General features: G+C 74.8%; 13 protein-coding genes. 7 read left to right on the top strand and 6 right to left on the bottom strand.

The window, feature by feature from the left end; all coding sequences use genetic code 11:
- Nucleotides 1-159 precede the first annotated feature (159 nt).
- The 4 genes from E9529_RS22745 to E9529_RS12295 all read right to left on the bottom strand — a co-directional run bounded on the left by E9529_RS22745 (nucleotide 160) and on the right by E9529_RS12295 (nucleotide 5,677).
- Nucleotides 160-1,782 (bottom strand): fibronectin type III domain-containing protein, encoded by a 1,623-nt coding sequence (locus E9529_RS22745; RefSeq protein WP_236831436.1) that lies wholly within the window; start codon nucleotides 1,780-1,782, stop codon nucleotides 160-162.
- Nucleotides 1,783-2,059: 277 nt separating this feature from the next.
- The gene (locus tag E9529_RS12305; RefSeq protein WP_236831435.1) at nucleotides 2,060-2,929 is read right to left on the bottom strand and encodes a MaoC/PaaZ C-terminal domain-containing protein; all 870 of its coding nucleotides are present in this window, start codon (nucleotides 2,927-2,929) and stop codon (nucleotides 2,060-2,062) included.
- A gap of 1 nt (nucleotide 2,930) precedes the next feature.
- Complete coding sequence (locus E9529_RS12300) at nucleotides 2,931-4,286, bottom strand: 3-oxoacyl-ACP reductase (protein ID WP_236831434.1); 1,356 nt, start codon at nucleotides 4,284-4,286, stop codon at nucleotides 2,931-2,933.
- A 104-nt stretch (nucleotides 4,287-4,390) separates the two neighbouring features.
- Complete coding sequence (locus E9529_RS12295) at nucleotides 4,391-5,677, bottom strand: acetyl-CoA C-acetyltransferase (RefSeq protein ID WP_236831433.1); 1,287 nt, start codon at nucleotides 5,675-5,677, stop codon at nucleotides 4,391-4,393.
- Nucleotides 5,678-5,738: 61 nt separating this feature from the next.
- Between E9529_RS12295 and E9529_RS12290 the strand changes: the two genes are divergently transcribed.
- The gene (locus E9529_RS12290; RefSeq protein WP_236831432.1) at nucleotides 5,739-6,500 is read left to right on the top strand and encodes a TetR family transcriptional regulator; all 762 of its coding nucleotides are present in this window, start codon (nucleotides 5,739-5,741) and stop codon (nucleotides 6,498-6,500) included.
- A complete protein-coding gene (locus E9529_RS12285; RefSeq protein WP_308195279.1) occupies nucleotides 6,497-8,548 on the top strand; it encodes an acyl-CoA dehydrogenase in 2,052 nt (683 codons plus the stop codon). The genes E9529_RS12290 and E9529_RS12285 overlap by 4 nt, the downstream gene beginning before the upstream one ends.
- A gap of 244 nt (nucleotides 8,549-8,792) precedes the next feature.
- Here E9529_RS12285 and E9529_RS12280 read toward each other — a convergent pair whose 3' ends face one another.
- Nucleotides 8,793-11,549: a SpoIIE family protein phosphatase gene (locus E9529_RS12280; RefSeq protein WP_236831431.1), complete on the bottom strand. Its 2,757-nt coding sequence runs from the start codon at nucleotides 11,547-11,549 to the stop codon at nucleotides 8,793-8,795.
- A 165-nt stretch (nucleotides 11,550-11,714) separates the two neighbouring features.
- Here E9529_RS12280 and E9529_RS12275 point away from each other — a divergent pair, with 165 nt between their 5' ends.
- From E9529_RS12275 to E9529_RS12260, 4 genes are all read left to right on the top strand, one after another.
- Nucleotides 11,715-12,809: an EAL domain-containing protein gene (locus tag E9529_RS12275; RefSeq protein ID WP_236831430.1), complete on the top strand. Its 1,095-nt coding sequence runs from the start codon at nucleotides 11,715-11,717 to the stop codon at nucleotides 12,807-12,809.
- Nucleotides 12,810-12,830: 21 nt separating this feature from the next.
- On the top strand, nucleotides 12,831-13,001 hold the full coding sequence (locus tag E9529_RS12270) for a DUF1059 domain-containing protein (RefSeq protein WP_236831429.1): 171 nt from the start codon (nucleotides 12,831-12,833) through the stop codon (nucleotides 12,999-13,001).
- 247 nt (nucleotides 13,002-13,248) lie between these two features.
- Entirely contained in the window at nucleotides 13,249-13,533 is a 285-nt protein-coding gene (locus E9529_RS12265; RefSeq protein ID WP_091932307.1) for an HU family DNA-binding protein, read from the top strand.
- Between the two features lie 124 nt (nucleotides 13,534-13,657).
- Nucleotides 13,658-14,914, top strand: coding sequence for a serine hydrolase (locus tag E9529_RS12260; RefSeq protein ID WP_236831428.1), 1,257 nt, complete (start codon nucleotides 13,658-13,660; stop codon nucleotides 14,912-14,914).
- A 243-nt stretch (nucleotides 14,915-15,157) separates the two neighbouring features.
- Here the strand turns inward: E9529_RS12260 and E9529_RS12255 are convergent, their stop codons facing one another.
- The gene (locus E9529_RS12255) at nucleotides 15,158-15,619 is read right to left on the bottom strand and encodes a MaoC family dehydratase (protein WP_236831427.1); all 462 of its coding nucleotides are present in this window, start codon (nucleotides 15,617-15,619) and stop codon (nucleotides 15,158-15,160) included.
- A 69-nt stretch (nucleotides 15,620-15,688) separates the two neighbouring features.
- Between E9529_RS12255 and folP the strand changes: the two genes are divergently transcribed.
- Entirely contained in the window at nucleotides 15,689-16,549 is an 861-nt protein-coding gene (gene folP, locus E9529_RS12250; RefSeq protein ID WP_236831426.1) for a dihydropteroate synthase, read from the top strand.
- Nucleotide 16,550: the final 1 nt, after the last annotated feature.

The raw sequence follows: 16,550 nt of genomic DNA, 5'->3' as shown, positions 1-16,550 counted from the left end.
GCGCAGAGGCGACCCGGCCCGGCCCGCCGCCCGCCGGGCCGGGTCGCCTCTGCGCACGTGCACGCCCGAGGCGGTGCGGGCGATGACCAGCCGGGTGCGCAGACGCCGGCGGCCGCCGCCCCGGGGAGGGACGGCGGCCGCCGTGGGTGGAGCGTCGGGTCAGCCGGCGGCGCCCCGGCGTCGGCCGGCGAGCACCAGCGCGCCGCCGACCGCGAGCGCGGCCACGCCGCCGATGGCCGGGAAGGCGATGTCGGCACCCGTGTACGCGAGGCCGCCGGAACCGGTGGTCCCACCGGAGACGGTGATCGGCAGGGTCAGGGTGTACGGGTGGCCCGCCGCATCGACGCCTATGGCGACGAGCGTGTGGTCGCCCGCGGCGAGCCCGGCGGGAACCGTCACCTCGACCGAGATGCGACCGTCACCGTCCGCGACCGTGGTGGCGAGCACCTGCGGCTCCGAGTAGACGAGCACCGTCACCTCCGACCCCGGGCTGAACCCTGCACCGGTCAGGGTGACCTTCTGCCCCGGTGCGACGGTGCTGCCGGCGGCCCCGGCCTTCTGCAGCCGGCCGTTCGCGGCCGGGACGGTCGCGGGGAAGGGGATCACACCCGTCGTGACCTCGGCGGGCGCGCCGTACAGCCCGTCGGTGCCGAGCGCGACCACCCGGAGCGTGTACTCCCTGCCCGGCGCCAGGTACCCGGTGCACGTGCGGACGTCCCGGTCGGTGCCGCAGAACCAGCCGCCGAGCTCACCGCCCGAGGTGTGGACGACCTCGTAGGAGTCGACGGCGGCCGCGCCGGGGACCGGCGCAGGGGCGTCCCAGGTGATCGTGGTCGACGACGAACCGGGGGTGACCACGACGTTGGTCGGGGTCCCGACCGGCGCGTACGGGGTGGCGGTCAGCGGGTTGCTGGGCTCGCTGGGGACCGTGTCGGAGCCACCGAGGGCCCGCAGCTGGACGGTGTAGGCGGTGCCGTTGGTCAGGCCGGTGATCGTCACCCAGGACGTGTCGTCCGCGGGGTCGGCGGCCAACGGCAGCCACGTCACGCCGCCGTCGATCGTGTACTCGAAGCCGACCGTGGGCGCCGCGGCTGGGCCGCTGGTCGGCATGTCGGCGAAGTGCAGGGACAGCGCCCGGTCGCCGGACTCCATGCCGATGAAGTAGGGCGGGAGAGGCGCGCACGGGATCCCCTCCGCGGTGATCGAGCCTGCGCCCGGGACCTCGGCCGGGCCCTTCTGCCAGGCGTCGAGCGGCCTCGGACCGACGTTCACCTCGTCGCCGCCACCTGCGCCCCCGGTGGCACCGCCCCCGTCGCCGCCGTAGGCGAGCAGGTACACCGAGCCGCCGTCCTGGACGACGCTGGCCGCGCCGCCGCCACCGGATCCGTCGCTACCGCCGGTGCCGCCCTGCGTCGAGCTCTCACCACTGGCGTTCGTGCCACCGGCGGCGGCGCTTCCGTCGGCGACACCGACGGCGCCCGCGCTGCCCGGGCTCAGCGTGTACACGTCCCCGACGGTGGCGAGGGTCCAGATCTCCAGCTCGCCGCCGAGGGCCCCGGCGGTGCCGTCGCTCGCGTCCCCGCCGGAGGCCCCGGTCACCTTCCAGTGGACCTGGCAGATCCCGGCCGGCACGGGCGCGGTGTCGCCGGACCCGGACGCGGACCAGGACGGCGCCGGCGCCGCCTGGGCGACCCCGCCGAGGGCGAAGACGGTGGTGGACATGGCGATGGCGCCGACGGCCGTGAGGCCGAGCGCACGCCGGGACGGTGGGGCGAGGTGCACGCCGACTCCCTGGAGGGGCCCGGATGGCGCCCGGGACGCGCGCCCGCTCGTCGGACGCGGCGTTACGAGACCACTCCGTCGCAGACGGCGAGCGCCCCCGACATGCGCCCGGTGACGCCTGTGGTGGCGCGTGGCCGGACCGTGATCATCCGCGGGAAACCGCTGCTGGGCGTCGCGGTATCCAGCCGAGAAGGCGACGAAAGACCCGGTCCGGCTCGTGCGGATCTGCCCACCGCTGCCGGGCTGCCGGCGCGGGACGGGCGGACCCGCGGCGCCCTCAGCGCGGCCGGATCGCCGCCACCAGGTGCTCGGTGCCGCTCCTCGCGTTGCGGACCGCGGCGTCCCAGCCGCCACCGGCCTGCGCCGTCGACAGCGTGACCGTCGAGGGCAGGAAGAGCGGTTTGCGGAAGGCGACGTCGACGGTGGAGAACTCGGGCAACCGGTTCTCCAGCGCGGCCAGCACCCGCGCCTTGACCCACATGCCGTGGGCGATCGCCCGCTTGAAGCCGAACGCCTTGGCGGCCAGCCCCGAGAGGTGGATCGGGTTCACGTCACCGGAGACCGCGGCGTAGCGGCGGCCGGCGTCGGCGGGCACCCGCCACGTCGCGACCGCGCGGTCCAGGTCGCCCACCGCCACCGTCACATCGGATTCCGGTGCCCCTTCGGGCGCCCGCGCACCGCGCGCCAGGTACGTCGACCGCGACCGCCACACCTCGGCGCCCGCCGACCGCACCGACGCGCACAGGTCGACCGTCGCCCCGCTGCGGTGCCGGGCGAACCGCTCGGCCCAGACCTCGAGGTCCAGCGTCTCGGTCGTGGCGATCGGGCGCAGCACGTCGATGCGGTTGCGCACGTGCACCAGCCCGGGGAGGGCCAGCGGGAACGCGCGGTCGCTCATCAGCGCGATCTGCAGCGGGAAGGCGAGCACGTGCGGGTAGGTCGCCGGCAACGCATCGGCCAGCGGGAACCGGCAGACGCGGGCGTACCCGGCGAGGTTCGCCGGATCGACGGTCACACCGGTGCGCGCGAGCCGGGTGCCGGGCAGCTCGCCGCCCCGGCCGCGCGCGGTGAGGACGGCCTTGGCGAAGAGCGCCGGCATGCTCGGCGGCTGCTCGAGGACGGTCCGCCCGGGGGAGGGGTCAGCCATCTCAGGCCCCCAGCATCGACTGGCCGCAGACCCGCACGGTCTGGCCGTTGACCCCGGCGCTGGCCGGCTGCGCCAGCCAGGCGATGGTCTCGGCGACGTCGACCGGCAGCCCGCCCTGCTGCAGCGAGTTGATCCGCGACCCGATCTCCCGGGTGCCGAAGGGCATCTTGGCGGTCATCTCGGTGACGATGAACCCCGGTGCGACGGCGTTGATGGTGGCCCCGCGGGACGCGAACTCCGGCGCCCAGGCGCGCACCATGCCGATGACGCCGGCCTTGCTCGCCGCGTAGTTCGTCTGGCCCCGGTTGCCGGCGATGCCCGACTGCGAGGAGACGCAGACGACCCGCGCACCGTCCCGGAGCAGCCCGTCGGCGTCCAGCAGCGCCTGGGTGATGTCCAGCTGCGCCTGCAGGTTGACCGCCATGACGGTGTTCCACCGGGTGGCGTCCATGTTCACGAGCAGCTTGTCGCGGGTGATGCCGGCGTTGTGCACGACGACGTCGACACCGCCGTGCCGCTCGCGCAGGTGCTCGACCAGCCGCTGCGGCGCGTCGGCGGCGGTGATGTCCAGCTGCAGCGCCGTCCCGCCGATCCCGTTGGCCACCTCGGCGAGCGCGTCCCCGGCGGCCGGGACGTCGACGGCGACCACGTGGGCGCCGTCCCGGGCCAGCACCCGCGCGATGGCGGCGCCGATGCCGCGCGCCGCGCCCGTGACGACGGCGACCTTGCCGGCCAGCGGTGTCACGTCGTCGGCGTTGGCCGGGACGTCGGCCGCCGAGACGGTGAGCAGCTGGCCGTCGACGTAGGCCGAGCGCCCGGAGAGGAAGAAGTGGAGCGGAGCGGTGAGCGAGGCCTCGGCGCCCTCGGGCACGAAGAGGGCGTTCGCCGTCGACCCGTTCAGGAGCTCCTTGCCGATGGAGCGGACCAGCCCGTCCACCGCCTGGCGCGCCGCGGCCTGCGCCGGGGTGGCCGCCTCCACCGGCGGGTCGGCCAGGACGAGCACCCGACCGGAGGCGCGCAGCCGCTTGATGGCCGGCGCGAGGAAGTCGTGGGCGCCGGTCAGGTCGGCCGGGGAGGTGAGCCCGGTGGCGTCCAGGACCACCGCACCCAGCTTCCCGCCGTCGGTCGCGCCGTCGGCGGTCACCGGCGACTGCACCATCACCCCGGCGTCGCGGAGGACGGCGGTGACGGTGTCGCGGAGCCGCCCGGCGCCGGCCGAGCCGACGACCACCGCACCGGGGAGCAGGGGCTCGCCCGGCTCGTAGCGGCGCAGCTCGACCGGGCGCGGCAGGCCCAGCTGCTTGGTGATCGTGGTGCCGAAGCCGGAGTTGGCGAAGGTCGTGTACCAGTCAGCCACTGGAGGGGCTCCTTCCGAGGGGGGCCTTTTGTGCACATAACGCCGGTCAGTGGACGACGCGACGTCCGTCCGTGGGCGTTATGTGCACAAAACGCCGGGAGGGGTCAGGACTCGAGGATGGCGACGACGCCCTGGCCGCCGGCGGCGCAGACGGAGATCAGGCCGCGCTTGCCCGGGCCGGCCTCGTGCAGCATCTTGGCCAGGCTGGCCACGATGCGCCCGCCGGTCGCGGCGAAGGGGTGCCCGGCCGCCAGCGAGGAGCCGTTGACGTTGAGCTTGGCGCGGTCGATGGCGCCCAGCGGCGCGTCCAGGCCCAGCTTCTCCTTGCAGAACGCCTCGTCCTCCCAGGCCTTCATCGTCGCGAGGACCGTGGACGCGAACGCCTCGTGGATCTCGTAGAAGTCGAAGTCCTGCAGGGTGAGGCCGTTGCGGGCCAGCATCACCGGCACGGCGTAGACCGGCGCCATGAGCAGCCCCTCGCCGCCGTGCACGTAGTCGACGGCGGCGGTCTGCGCGTCGACCAGGTGGGCGAGCACCGGCAGCCCCTTGGCCCGCGCCCACTCGTCGGAGGCGAGCAGCACCGCCGACGCGCCGTCGGTGAGCGGCGTCGAGTTGCCGGCCGTCATCGTGGCGCCCTCGCCGGTGCCGAAGACCGGCTTGAGCTTCGCGAGCTTCTCCACGCTGGAGTCGGGGCGCAGGTTGTTGTCGCGGGCGAGGCCGAGGAACGGCGTCACCAGGTCGTCGAAGAAGCCGCGGTCGTAGGCGGCGGCCATGCGCTGGTGCGAGCGGGCGGCGAGCTCGTCCTGCTCCTCCCGGCCGATCTCCCACTCGGCCGCGGTGATCGCGGCGTGGTCACCCATGGCCAGGCCGGTGCGCGGCTCGGCGTTGCGCGGGATCTCGGGCACCAGCTGGCCGGGGCGGATGCGGGCGAGCGCCTTGAGCCGGTCGCCGACGGTCCTGGCGTTGTTGAGCGAGATGAGGGTGCGGCGGAGGTCGTCCCCGACCGCGAGCGGGGCGTCGGAGGTGGTGTCCACGCCGCCGGCGATGCCGGACTCGATCTGCCCCAGCGCGATCTTGTTGGCGACGAGGACCGCCGCCTCGAGCCCCGTGCCGCAGGCCTGCTGCACGTCGTAGGCGGGGGTCGTCGGTGCGAGCCTGGAGCCCAGCACCGCCTCGCGGGTGAGGTTGAAGTCCCGCGCGTGCTTGAGGACGGCGCCGGCGACGACCTCCCCCACCGACTCGCCCTGCAGACCGAAACGGGCGACCAGCCCGTCGAGGGTGGCGGTGAGCATGTCCTGGTTGGACGCCTGGGCGTAGGCGGAGTTCGACCGCGCGAACGGGATCCGGTTGCCGCCGACGATCGCCGCCCGGCGCCTCGTGCTGTCAGCCATGGGGACCTCCGAAGTGGGGGATGGGTGGCCGGTACCGACAGTACCCGGTACCGTCGGTGCCGTGAGACCGGAGGCGATGGACCCGCCCGCGGAGGCGGCTGCCCCGGCCGGGCGCCGCAGCGCGGCCGGCGGGGGTGGGCAGGGGCGCGCCGAGCACCGGTCCGGGTCGAGCGCCGCCCGGTCGGGGGTCCCCCGCGACCGCCGCGACTCGCGGTGGGACGAGCACCGCCGGGCCCGCCGGGCAGCCCTGGTGGACGCGGCGGTCGTCGCCGTCGGCCGGCACGGCGCCGGTGTGGGCATGGACGAGATCGCCGCGGTCGCCGGCACCAGCAAGACCGTCGTCTACCGCCACTTCGCCGACCGCGGCGACCTGCACGCCGCCGTCTGCACCCGGGTCGCCGGGCAGCTCGTCCCGACGCTGCGCGCGGCGATGACCAGCTCCGACCAGCCGCGCGACATGCTCGGTGCCGCGATCGAGGCCTACCTGGCCTTCCTCGAGGCCGACCCGGAGCTCTACCGCTTCGTCGTGCACCCCCCGCCGGGTCCGGCCGACGCCGACGACCCGATCACCGGCCTGTCCGACCTCGTCGGCGAGCAGGCGGCCGCGATCCTGGCCCCCGCGCTCCACCGGGCCGGCCGCGACCCGGTGACCGCCGCGCCCTGGGGCCACGCCGTCGTCGGCCTGGTCCGCGCCGCCGCCGACTGGTGGCTGCGGGCCGGCCGCCCCATGCCGCGCCGCGACCTCGCCGCACACCTCACCGATCTCGCCTGGGCCGGACTCTCCGGCGTCGTGACCCCCGAACCCCCCGAGGAGGACCTGTGACGAGCACCCTGCCCCCCACGGTCGACCCCGCCCGCCTCCAGGAGGCGCTCGACGGCCGCTGGGCGCACGTGCGCCGGGACGCCCGCGAGAACCTGCACGACCCGGAGATGCTGCCGGTCTACGGCGAGTCGACGACCGAGGCGCGGGAGCGGGTGACCCGCATGGCGGCGAAGCTGGCCGAGTCCGGCCGGGTCACCCTCGGCTTCCCCAAGGAGTTCGGCGGCGAGGCCGACGCCGGCGGCTCGGTCACCTCGATCGAGATGCTGGCCTTCGTCGACCTCTCGCTCATGGTCAAGGCCGGCGTCCAGTGGGGCCTGTTCGGCGGCGCCGTGCAGCTGCTCGGCACGCGCCGGCACCACGAGGCCTACCTGCCCGGCATCATGAACTTCGACCTGCCCGGTTGCTTCGCCATGACCGAGACCGGGCACGGCTCCGACGTCCAGCAGCTGCGCACCACCTGCACCTACGACCCGGCGACGCAGACCTTCGACCTGCACACCCCGCACGAGGCCGCGCGCAAGGACTACATCGGCAACGCGGCGAAGGACGGCCGGATGGCGGTCGTCTTCGCCCAGCTCGTCACCCAGGGCAAGAACCACGGCGTGCACGCGTGGCTGGTGCCGATCCGCGACGAGGACGGCAACCCGATGCCGGGCGTCACCATCGGCGACGACGGCCCGAAGGCCGGCCTGCTCGGCGTCGACAACGGTCGGCTCACCTTCGACCACGTCAGCGTCCCGCGCGACATGCTGCTCGACCGCTACGGCCAGGTGGCCGAGGACGGCACCTACACCTCGAGCATCGAGAACGAGACCCGGCGCTTCTTCACCATGCTGGGCACACTCGTGCGCGGCCGGGTCAGCGTCGGCGGCTCCGCGGCGTCGGCCACCAAGCTCGCGCTGGACATCGCCGTCCGGTACGGCAACGCCCGCCGCCAGTTCGCCGCCCCCGGCGAGGAACGCGAGATCGTCATCAACGACTACCTCGTGCACCAGCGCAAGCTGCTCCCGGCGCTCGCGAAGACCTACGCGCTGCACTTCGCCCAGAGCGAGCTGGTCAGCACCATGCACGACATCCAGACGGCGGTGCACGAGCACGGCGAGGAGGTCGACGAGACGGCCCAGCGGGAGCTGGAGTCCCGCGCCGCCGGGCTCAAGGCCGCCCAGACGTGGCACGCCACCAGCACCATCCAGATGTGCCGCGAGGCGTGCGGCGGCGCGGGCTACCTGCAGGAGAACCGGCTGCCGCACCTCAAGGCGGACACCGACGTGTTCACCACCTTCGAGGGCGACAACACCGTCCTGCTGCAGCTGGTGGCCAAGGGGCTGCTCACCGGTTACCGCGACGCCTTCGGCTCCCTCGACGGCTGGGGCCGGGTCGGCTTCGTGGCCGACATGGTGCGCGAGACGGTGCTGGAGCGGACGGCGGCGCGCGCGCTCATCCAGCGGCTGGTCGACGCCGTCCCCGGCCGGGACGACGAGGTGCCGATGCTCGACCGGGGCTGGCAGCTGAAGATGCTGGAGTTCCGCGAGAAGCACACGCTGGAGGGGGCGATCCGGCGGCTGCGGAAGAACTCGGCGACCGACGGCATGGCCCCGTTCGACGTGTTCAACGACGTCCAGGACCACGTGCTCAAGACGGCGCGCACGCACATCGACCGGATCGTGCTCGAGGCGTTCGTGGACGCCGTCGACCGCACCACGGACCCGGCGGCCAAGGCGCTCCTCGACACGGTCTGCGACCTGTACGCGCTGAGCACCATCGAGGAGGACAAGGGCTGGTTCCTCGAGCACGGGCAGCTCACCCCCGCGCGCGCCAAGACGCTGACGGCGACGGTGAACGGACTGCTCAAGGAGCTGCGGCCGCACATGACCACGCTGGTGGACGGGTTCGCCATCCCGGCCGGGTGGAAGGCGGCGGCGATCCTGGAGGAGGAGCCGGGCCGGCAGGAGGCGATGGCCGCGCGTGACGCCGAGCTGCGGGCGGAGCAGGGCAGCCACACCCCCGAGGGCACCGCGACCGCCGTGGAGGTCCCGCCGGGCCAGTAGAAGGACCCCTCTGCTCCCCGTCGCTCGCAAGCTCGCGGCGGGACCCTGCAGAGGGGCCGTTCCAGCCGGTCGCTCCCCCCGGTCCTCGCACGCTCGGACCGGGCCCTGCACGGGGGCCGTTCCCCAGCACCTTCATCCCGGCGCACGAGGGCTCTGCCCCGCCCGTGTGGGCAGAGCCCTACTGCGCCGGACACCTCATGCGAGCTCACCGGGCCGACCCGGCGCCAGGGGCGTCCCGCCGGCGTCAGGCCTCGGGACGCAGGCGGACGGCGAGCACGGCGACGTCGTCCTCGGCGTCGGGCCGGATCATCTGCCGCAGCACCCGGTCGCACAGCTCGTCGAGCGGGAACCCGCCGCACTCGCCGAGCACCTCCAGCAGCTCCTCGGTGCCCGCGTCGATGTCGCGGTCACGTCGCTCGACCAGCCCGTCGGTGTAGAGCAGCACGGTCGACCCCGGTGTCAGGACGGCGACGTGGTCCTCGCGCTCCGTCTCCGGCGCCACCCCCAGCAGAAGGTCGGCCTGCTTGCCGTCGAGGAGCACCACGCTCCCGTCCGAGGCGAGCAGCACCGGCGGCGGGTGCCCGGCGTTGGCCCAGCGCAGCCGCATCCGCCCGGCCTCGTCGCCGGGCTCGGGCTCCAACTGGGCGACCAACGCCGTCGCCATCGTGTTCAGCGCCAGGCCGTGCACCGCGCGGTCGAGCTCGGTGAGCACCTCCGCCGGAGAACCGCCGCTGGAGTAGCTGATCCCCCGCAGCAGCCCGCGGACCTGGCCCATCGCCGCGGCCGCCCGGGTGTCGTGGCCGACGACGTCGCCGATCGCGAGCACCGTCGTCCCACCCCGCTGCAGGAAGGCGTCGTACCAGTCACCGCCGATCTCCGCGCCCTCGGCGGCCGGCACGTACCGGACGACGATCTCGCTGTGCTCCGGCTGCGGCGGCTCGGTGAGCATGCTGCGCTGCAGCGCGTCGGCCAGGTCGCGCTGCTGCTCGTACAGCCGCGCCTGGTGCAGGGCCAGCCCCGCCCGCCGGCCGATCTCGACGGCGGTGTCCACCTCCGCCTCGCCCAGCGGACCGCGCTGCTCACCGGTGAACAGCCCCAGGGCGCCCAGCGCCTGCCCCCGGGACACGAGCGGCACCACGACCGCCGAGGCCGCCCCGAGCCGCGCGAAGAGCTCGCGGGTCCCCGCATCGGGCAGCGCGCGGGTCACGACGTCGTAGTCGATCGCCGGCAGCACCACGGGCTGACCGGTGGCCGTGACCCGCCGCGCGGCGGACTCCTCGGTCATGTCGGCCACCATCGCCCGCACGTAGGTCTGGACCTCCTCGCGGCGCGCGGGATCGCGGTGGCCGCTGGCGACCCCGTGCAGGCGCCCGGCCTCGTCGGTGACCACGATCCAGCACCAGTCGGCGAGCTCGGGCAGCACCAGCGAGGCCAGCCGGCCGATCTGCTGGTCGATGTCGAGCGTGCCGGAGAACACCCGGCCCGCCTCCGCGAGCAGCCGCAGGCGCTGGTTGGCCTGCGCCATCGCCGCCACCGCCGCGATGCGCTCGGCCTCGGACTGCAGGCGCGACACGCTCAGGGCGATCTGGGCGGCGAGCGCCTCCAGCACCTCGACGTCGTCGCCGGTGAAGTCGTGCTCGTCGGTCCAGACGACGAGGAACGCGCCGAGCAGCCGCCCCTCGACGCGCAGCGGGATGGTGGCCAGCGCCCGCAGCCCGAGCAGCTCGACGACGGGCTCCAGCGCCGGGAAGCGGGCCACCGCGTCGGCGGGGTCGTCCAGCAGGATCCGGCGCCCGTGGCGGGCCGCGTGCTGGGCCGGCAGCGCGTCGTCCATCGGCAGGACGACGCCCTCGAGCAGCTCGAGGTCCGGCGCGCTGGCCTGGACGAGGGCCACCAGGTTGCCGGTCATGCGCAGCCGCAGCGGGCCGCCCGCGGAGTCGAAGACGGCCAGCGCGCTGGAGTCCGCCCCCAGCACCTGCGCCCCGCGCAGCGCGATGTCGGCGAGCTGGTCGAGCCGTGCGGCGTTGGCCAGCTCCGCCGCCACCTCGGCGATGGCGGCGGCCCGCTGCACCGCGGTGAACCGGCGCTGCGCCTGACCTCGCGCGTCGGTGATGTCCACGGCCGTGCCGAGCACCCGGGCCGGCGCGCCGGTCGCGTCCGCCACCACCCGGCCCCGGCCCAGCACCCAGCGGGTGGCGCCGTCCTCGCGCAGCACCCGGAACTCCACCGTGTAGTCGCCGCGCTCCTCGACCGCGACGCGCATCGCATCGGCGACGGCGGCGTGGTCGTCAGGGTGCACGTGCGTGGTGAGGACGTCGTCCAGCGAGTCGAAGTCCACGGCCGAGTCCAGGCCGAACAGCGCCGCGCACCGGTCGTCCCAGTGGATGGTGCCGGTGCGCAGATCGCGCTCCCAGATGCCGACGGAGCTGGCCTCCAGGGCCACCTCGAGCCAGGCCCGCGAGGTGCCGACCGCCGACTGCGCGGCGGAGAGCTCCAGCTCGGCGACGACGGAGGCGGCCAGCTGCTCCAGCAGTTCGGCGGCGTCCTCCGACCAGGCGCGCGGCGCGGGGTCGTAGACGGCCAGCGCCCCGACCACCTGGCCCGAGGCGGCCACGAGGGGGGCACCCAGGTAGGCGCCGACCTGGCCGGAGACGACGGCGGGCAGCTGGGCGACCCGCGCGTCCTCGGCGGCCGCCGCGATCTTCAGCGGCCGGCCCTGGCGGACCGTGATGGCCGAGAGCGCTCCGGTGAGCGGCGCCGGCCCGCCCACCACACCGGCGGGCAGCCCGTGCCCGCCCACGACGACGTCGTGGTCGGTGAAGAGCGTGACCTTGGCGTGCCCGACGTCCAGGAGGCGGGCGGCCAGCTCCGACAACCGGTCGAAGGCGGCCGGCCCCGGTACCTCGAGCAGCAGCCGGCGGGCAGCGGCGACGCGCAGCGGGTCGGTGAGGGGGTCCTCACCGCGCTGACCCCCGGGAACGGCGGCGCCTGTCGTGGCCACGCACCCTCCGCCCGGCTCGCCGCCCCCGGACCGGGGACTTCCCCGCACATGCTGGCACGCCGCGCCGCCGGTCCGGGACCGGCATACCGCGGGGAGCACCCCTCCGGCGGGTGAGGCGGTGCGGGCCCGGTCAAGCTCCGGCCCGCGCCGGTCGATCACCTGGCCATGCTGGGCTTGCGCACGAGCGCTCTGCCGGACTGCCGGCCGCTGCTGGCCGACGCCGACGACCTCACCCTCGCCTTCCAGCCGATCGTCGACCTCGCGAGCGCGACGATCGCCGGGTACGAGGCGCTGGCCCGCTTCCCCGGCTCCACCGGGCCCGACGTCTGGTTCGCCGCCGCGGCGGAGGCCGGGATCGTCGCCGAGCTCGAGGCGCTGGCCATCCACAAGGCGCTCGCCGCCGTCGACCGGCTCCCGCCCAACACCTTCCTGACCGTGAACGTCAGCCCCCACCTGCTCGGCGCCGAGGTCATCGAGAACGCCTTCGCCGCCCGTCCCGACCTGCACCGCGTCGTCGTCGAGCTCACCGAGCACACCCCGGTCGCCGACCTGTCCGCGCTGCGCCGGCAGACCGACGTGCTGCGGCAGCGCGGTGCGCTGATCGCCGTGGACGACGCCGGGAGCGGCTACTCGGGGCTGCAGCAGCTCGCCGCCGTGCGGCCGCAGCTGGTCAAGCTCGACCGGGCCCTGGTCTCCGACGTCGACGGCGACCCGGTGCGCATGGCGCTCGTGGAGATGATCGGCGAGTTCGCCGGCCGCATCGACGCCTGGCTGCTCGCCGAAGGCGTCGAGAAGCCCGCGGAGCTGGCCGCCTTCGCCCGCATGGGCGTGCCCCTGGCGCAGGGCTGGCTGCTCGGCCGCCCGGCACCGGAGTTCCGGCCGCTGGACCCCGACGTCGTCCGGCTGGTGCGCGCCCAGACCGCCCGCGCCCGGCTGACCGAGAGCGTCGCCAGCCTGGTCCGACCGGTGCGCCAGTGCGTGCTGGGCGAGGAGCCGGCCACACCCCCCGCCGTCCTGGTGGGTCCGCACGGCGAGCCCACGGCGCTGCTGCTGTGCGACCCCCGGACCGGCGAGGTCCACACCGCGCCGGTCTCGCTGCGGGTGCACCCGTCGACCGGCATCGAGGACACCCTCCGCCGGGCGCTCACCCGCCCGCCGGCGCACCGCTTCGACCCCGTCGTCTGCACCGACCCGGCCGGCCACGTGCTCGGGCTGCTGCGGATCGAGGACCTGGCATCCCCCGCCCGGTCCGGCCACTGACCCCGACCAGAGGAGAACCCCATGAAGCGTTTCGCCTGCGGCGACGTCGTCCCCGGCTGCGACGCGGCCTTCACCGCCGCCGACGTGGACGGCATCTTCGCGCAGGTCGCGCCGCACGCCGCCACCCACGGCATCAGCGAGGTGACCCCGGAGCTCGCCGCGACGGTGCGCGGGCACATCCGCGACGTCTGAGAGGCGCGCGCCGGGGGCGTGGCGGCTGTGATCAGCGGGTCAGCTGCGGGTTTCCCGGCACCCCCCACTGGTCAGACCTCGACACGGCATGACACCGTGCCCCCGGCCCGGAATCCCCGCGATACCGGGTCCCGCCCCCCGCCACGCGTGGGTGCGGGAACCCCGGTGGCGCTCCGCGCGTCCGGGTGGACAAGCCGGCAGCGTGCCGCGGACACGGCACCGCCACCCCCTACGGAAAGGTTGCTCCATGAACAAGGCCGAACTGGTCTCCGCCATCGCCAAGCGCGCCGACGTCCCGGCCTCGACCGTCGACTCGGTCCTCGCCGGGCTGCAGGACGAACTGGTCGACGCCATCACCCGTGGCGAGAAGGTCGCCGTCTCCGGGCTGATCACCGTCGAGCGCACCCAGCGCTCCGCCCGCACGGGCCGCAACCCGCAGACCGGTGAGTCGATCGACATCCCCGCGGCCAACACCGTCAAGGTAACCGCCGGCTCGAACCTGAAGAAGGCCGCGAGCTCCGTCCCGGTCTGATCCGGCCGCGCCCGCAGCCGGGCCGGCGCCTCGACCCCGTGTGTCCGCGCTCACGACCGCGTGAGCCAGGATGCCGGTCGAGGCGTCGCCCGGCGGCGGGCGACCCCGGTGACCGGAGGTGGGCGTGAGCGACGACCTGAAGGTGGGCACCGACCCGGCCGAGGTGGGGATGGATCCCGCCCGGCTGGCCCGCATCGACGACCGGCTCTCCCGGTACGTCGACGACGGCCAGCTCCCGGGCTTCCTGGTGACGGTGGCCCGCCACGGGCACCTGGTGCACGTCGGCCGCGGCGGCTTCCGCGACGTCGAGGCGGGGCTGCCGGTGGAGACATCGACCCGCTGGCGCATCTTCTCGATGACCAAGCCCGTCACCTCCGTCGCGGCGATGATGCTGTACGAGGAGGGGGCCTTCCAGCTCACCGACCCGATCTCCCGGTGGCTGCCCGAGTTCGCCGAGACCCGCGTCTACGTCGCCGGGTCGGCGATGAAGCCGGTGACCAGCCCGCAGGTGGAGCCGATCCGGATCTGGCACCTGCTCACCCACATGTCGGGGCTGACCTACGGCTTCCACCACGCCCACCCCGTGGACGCCATGTACCGCGCCATGGGCCACGAGTGGGGCACCCCGCCCGGCGCGGACTCCGCCGAGGTCTGCCGGCAGTGGGCCTCGGTCCCGCTGGTGTTCCAGCCCGGCAGCGAGTGGAACTACGGCGTCTCCACCGACGTGCTCGGCCGGCTGGTGGAGGTGGTCTCCGGCCAGCCCCTCGACGAGTTCTTCGAGCAGCGCATCTTCGCCCCGCTGGGCATGCGCGACACCTCCTTCGGGCTGCGCGACGGCGACGACGTCGCCTCCCTCGCCCGGCTCTACGGCGCGGTACCGGGGCAGCCCGGGGGCGCCCCGACCGGGTACGCGCCGCTGGACGCGATGGGCCAGGCGGCCCACCAGAAGCCCGCGTTCCTCTCCGGCGGCGGCGGGCTGGTCTCCACGGCGGGTGACTACCTGCGGTTCGTGGAGATGCTGCGGCGCGGCGGCTCCTACGACGGCGGGCGCATCCTGGGCCCGCGCACCCTCGCGCACATGGTGACCAACCACCTCCCCGGCAACCAGGACCTGGAGACCTTCGGGCGGCCGCTGTTCGCCGAGACCCCGCTGCGCGGCGTGGGCTTCGGCCTCGGCTTCTCGATGGTGATCGACCCGGTGCGCTACGGCGTCGTCTCCTCCGCCGGCGACTACAGCTGGGGCGGGGCGGCGTCGACGGCGTTCTACGTGGACCCGGTCGAGGACGTCACCGTCAGCTTCTACACGCAGCTGCTGCCCTCGAGCACGCTGCCGGTGCGCAACTACCTGCGCCAGCTGGTGAACCAGGCGATCGTCACCTGAGCCCGGCGCTTTGTGCACTAACCGCCGCTCGGACGCAGCCCCGAGCGGGACACCGCGGCGGTTAGTGCACAGAACGCCCCAGGGGGTCGGAGCCGCCCGTGGCAGCCCGGCCCGGCGGGCGCGGCTCCGGTCGGTCGTGGTGCTGCGGGAGCTCTGACTCTGAGTGCACCTGCACTCAGAGTCAGAGCTTCCGGGGGGACACCACCCGGCCGGCTGCGCCGCCGGGCCGCAGCAGCGCCAGGGTCAGAGGTAGCGGCGGTAGACGACGGTCGCGACCATCGCCGGCTTGCTGCCGCCCTCGACCTCCACGGTGGTGGCGAGGTTCATCTGGATGCCGCCCTCGAACGGCGTTGCCGCCTCGAGCGTGGCCCCGGCCCGCACCCGCGCGCCCACCGGGACCGGTGAGGGGAAGCGCACCTTCTCGGTGCCGTAGTTGACGCCCATGCGGAACCCGGTGATCTCCACGATCTGCGGCATCAGCGCCGGCAGCAGCGAGAGCGTCAGGTAGCCGTGCGCGATCGGCCCGCCGAACGGGCTCTCCTTCTTCGCCCGCTCGGGGTCGACGTGGATCCACTGGTGGTCACCGGTCGCCTCGGCGAACTGGTTCACCTGCTCCTGCGTGATCGTCACCCAGTCGCTGTGGCCCAGGTGCTGCCCGACCAGGCCCTGGACCCCCTCGACGCCCTCGGCCGTCGTCTGCGCCATCTTCCTGCCTCCTCGTGGACGGTCTGGTTGGCTGACTCCACCACACACCACGATCGGACGGGGAACGGGTTGCTGCGACTGGGAGCGCTCGACGTGCCCGACGGCTCGTTCGCGGTCATGGCGATCGTCAACCGCACCCCCGACTCGTTCTACGACCGCGGCGCCACCTACGAGCTGGCCGCGGCCCTGGAGCGGGTCGACCGGGTGGTCGCCGAGGGCGCGGACATGGTCGACGTCGGCGGGGTGAAGGCCGCGCCCGGCGAGGAGGTCTCCCCCGCCGAGGAGGTCCGCCGCACCGTCGACCTGGTCGCCGCGATCCGCGCGGCCCACCCGCGGCTGCCCATCTCCATCGACACCTGGCGGGCCGAGGTCGCCCGCGAGGCGCTCGCGGCCGGCGCCGACGTCGTCAACGACGCCTGGGGCGGGGTGGACCCGGAGCTGGCGGCGGTGGCGGCGGAGGCGGGCGCGGGCATCGTCTGCACGCACGCCGGCGGGCTGCCGCCGCGCACCCGGCCGCACCGGATCGCCTACGACGACGTCGTCGCCGACATCGTGACCCGGACGACGGCGCTCGCCGAGGCCGCCGTCGCCGCGGGCGTCGACCGCGAGCGGGTGCTGGTCGACCCGGGGCACGACTTCGGCAAGAACACCCGGCACTCGCTGGAGGCCACCCGCCGGCTGGGCGAGCTGGTGGGCACGGGCTGGCCGGTGCTGGTGGCGCTGTCGAACAAGGACTTCGTCGGCGAGACCCTCGACGTGCCCCTCGGCGAGCGGCTGACCGGCACGCTGGCGGCGACGGCTGTGAGCGCGTGGCTGGGCGCCCGGGTGTTCCGCGCCCACGACGTCGGGCCGACGCGGCAGACGCTGGACATGGTGGCCTCGATCCGGGGCACCCGACCGCCGGTGCGCACCGTCCGCGGCCTGGCTTAGG

The sequence above is a fragment of the Blastococcus sp. KM273128 genome (assembly GCF_021698975.1).
Classification (GTDB): domain Bacteria; phylum Actinomycetota; class Actinomycetes; order Mycobacteriales; family Geodermatophilaceae; genus Blastococcus.
The sequence above is the reverse complement of the archived record's forward strand: the minus strand, read 5'-3'. Positions and strand labels throughout refer to the sequence as shown.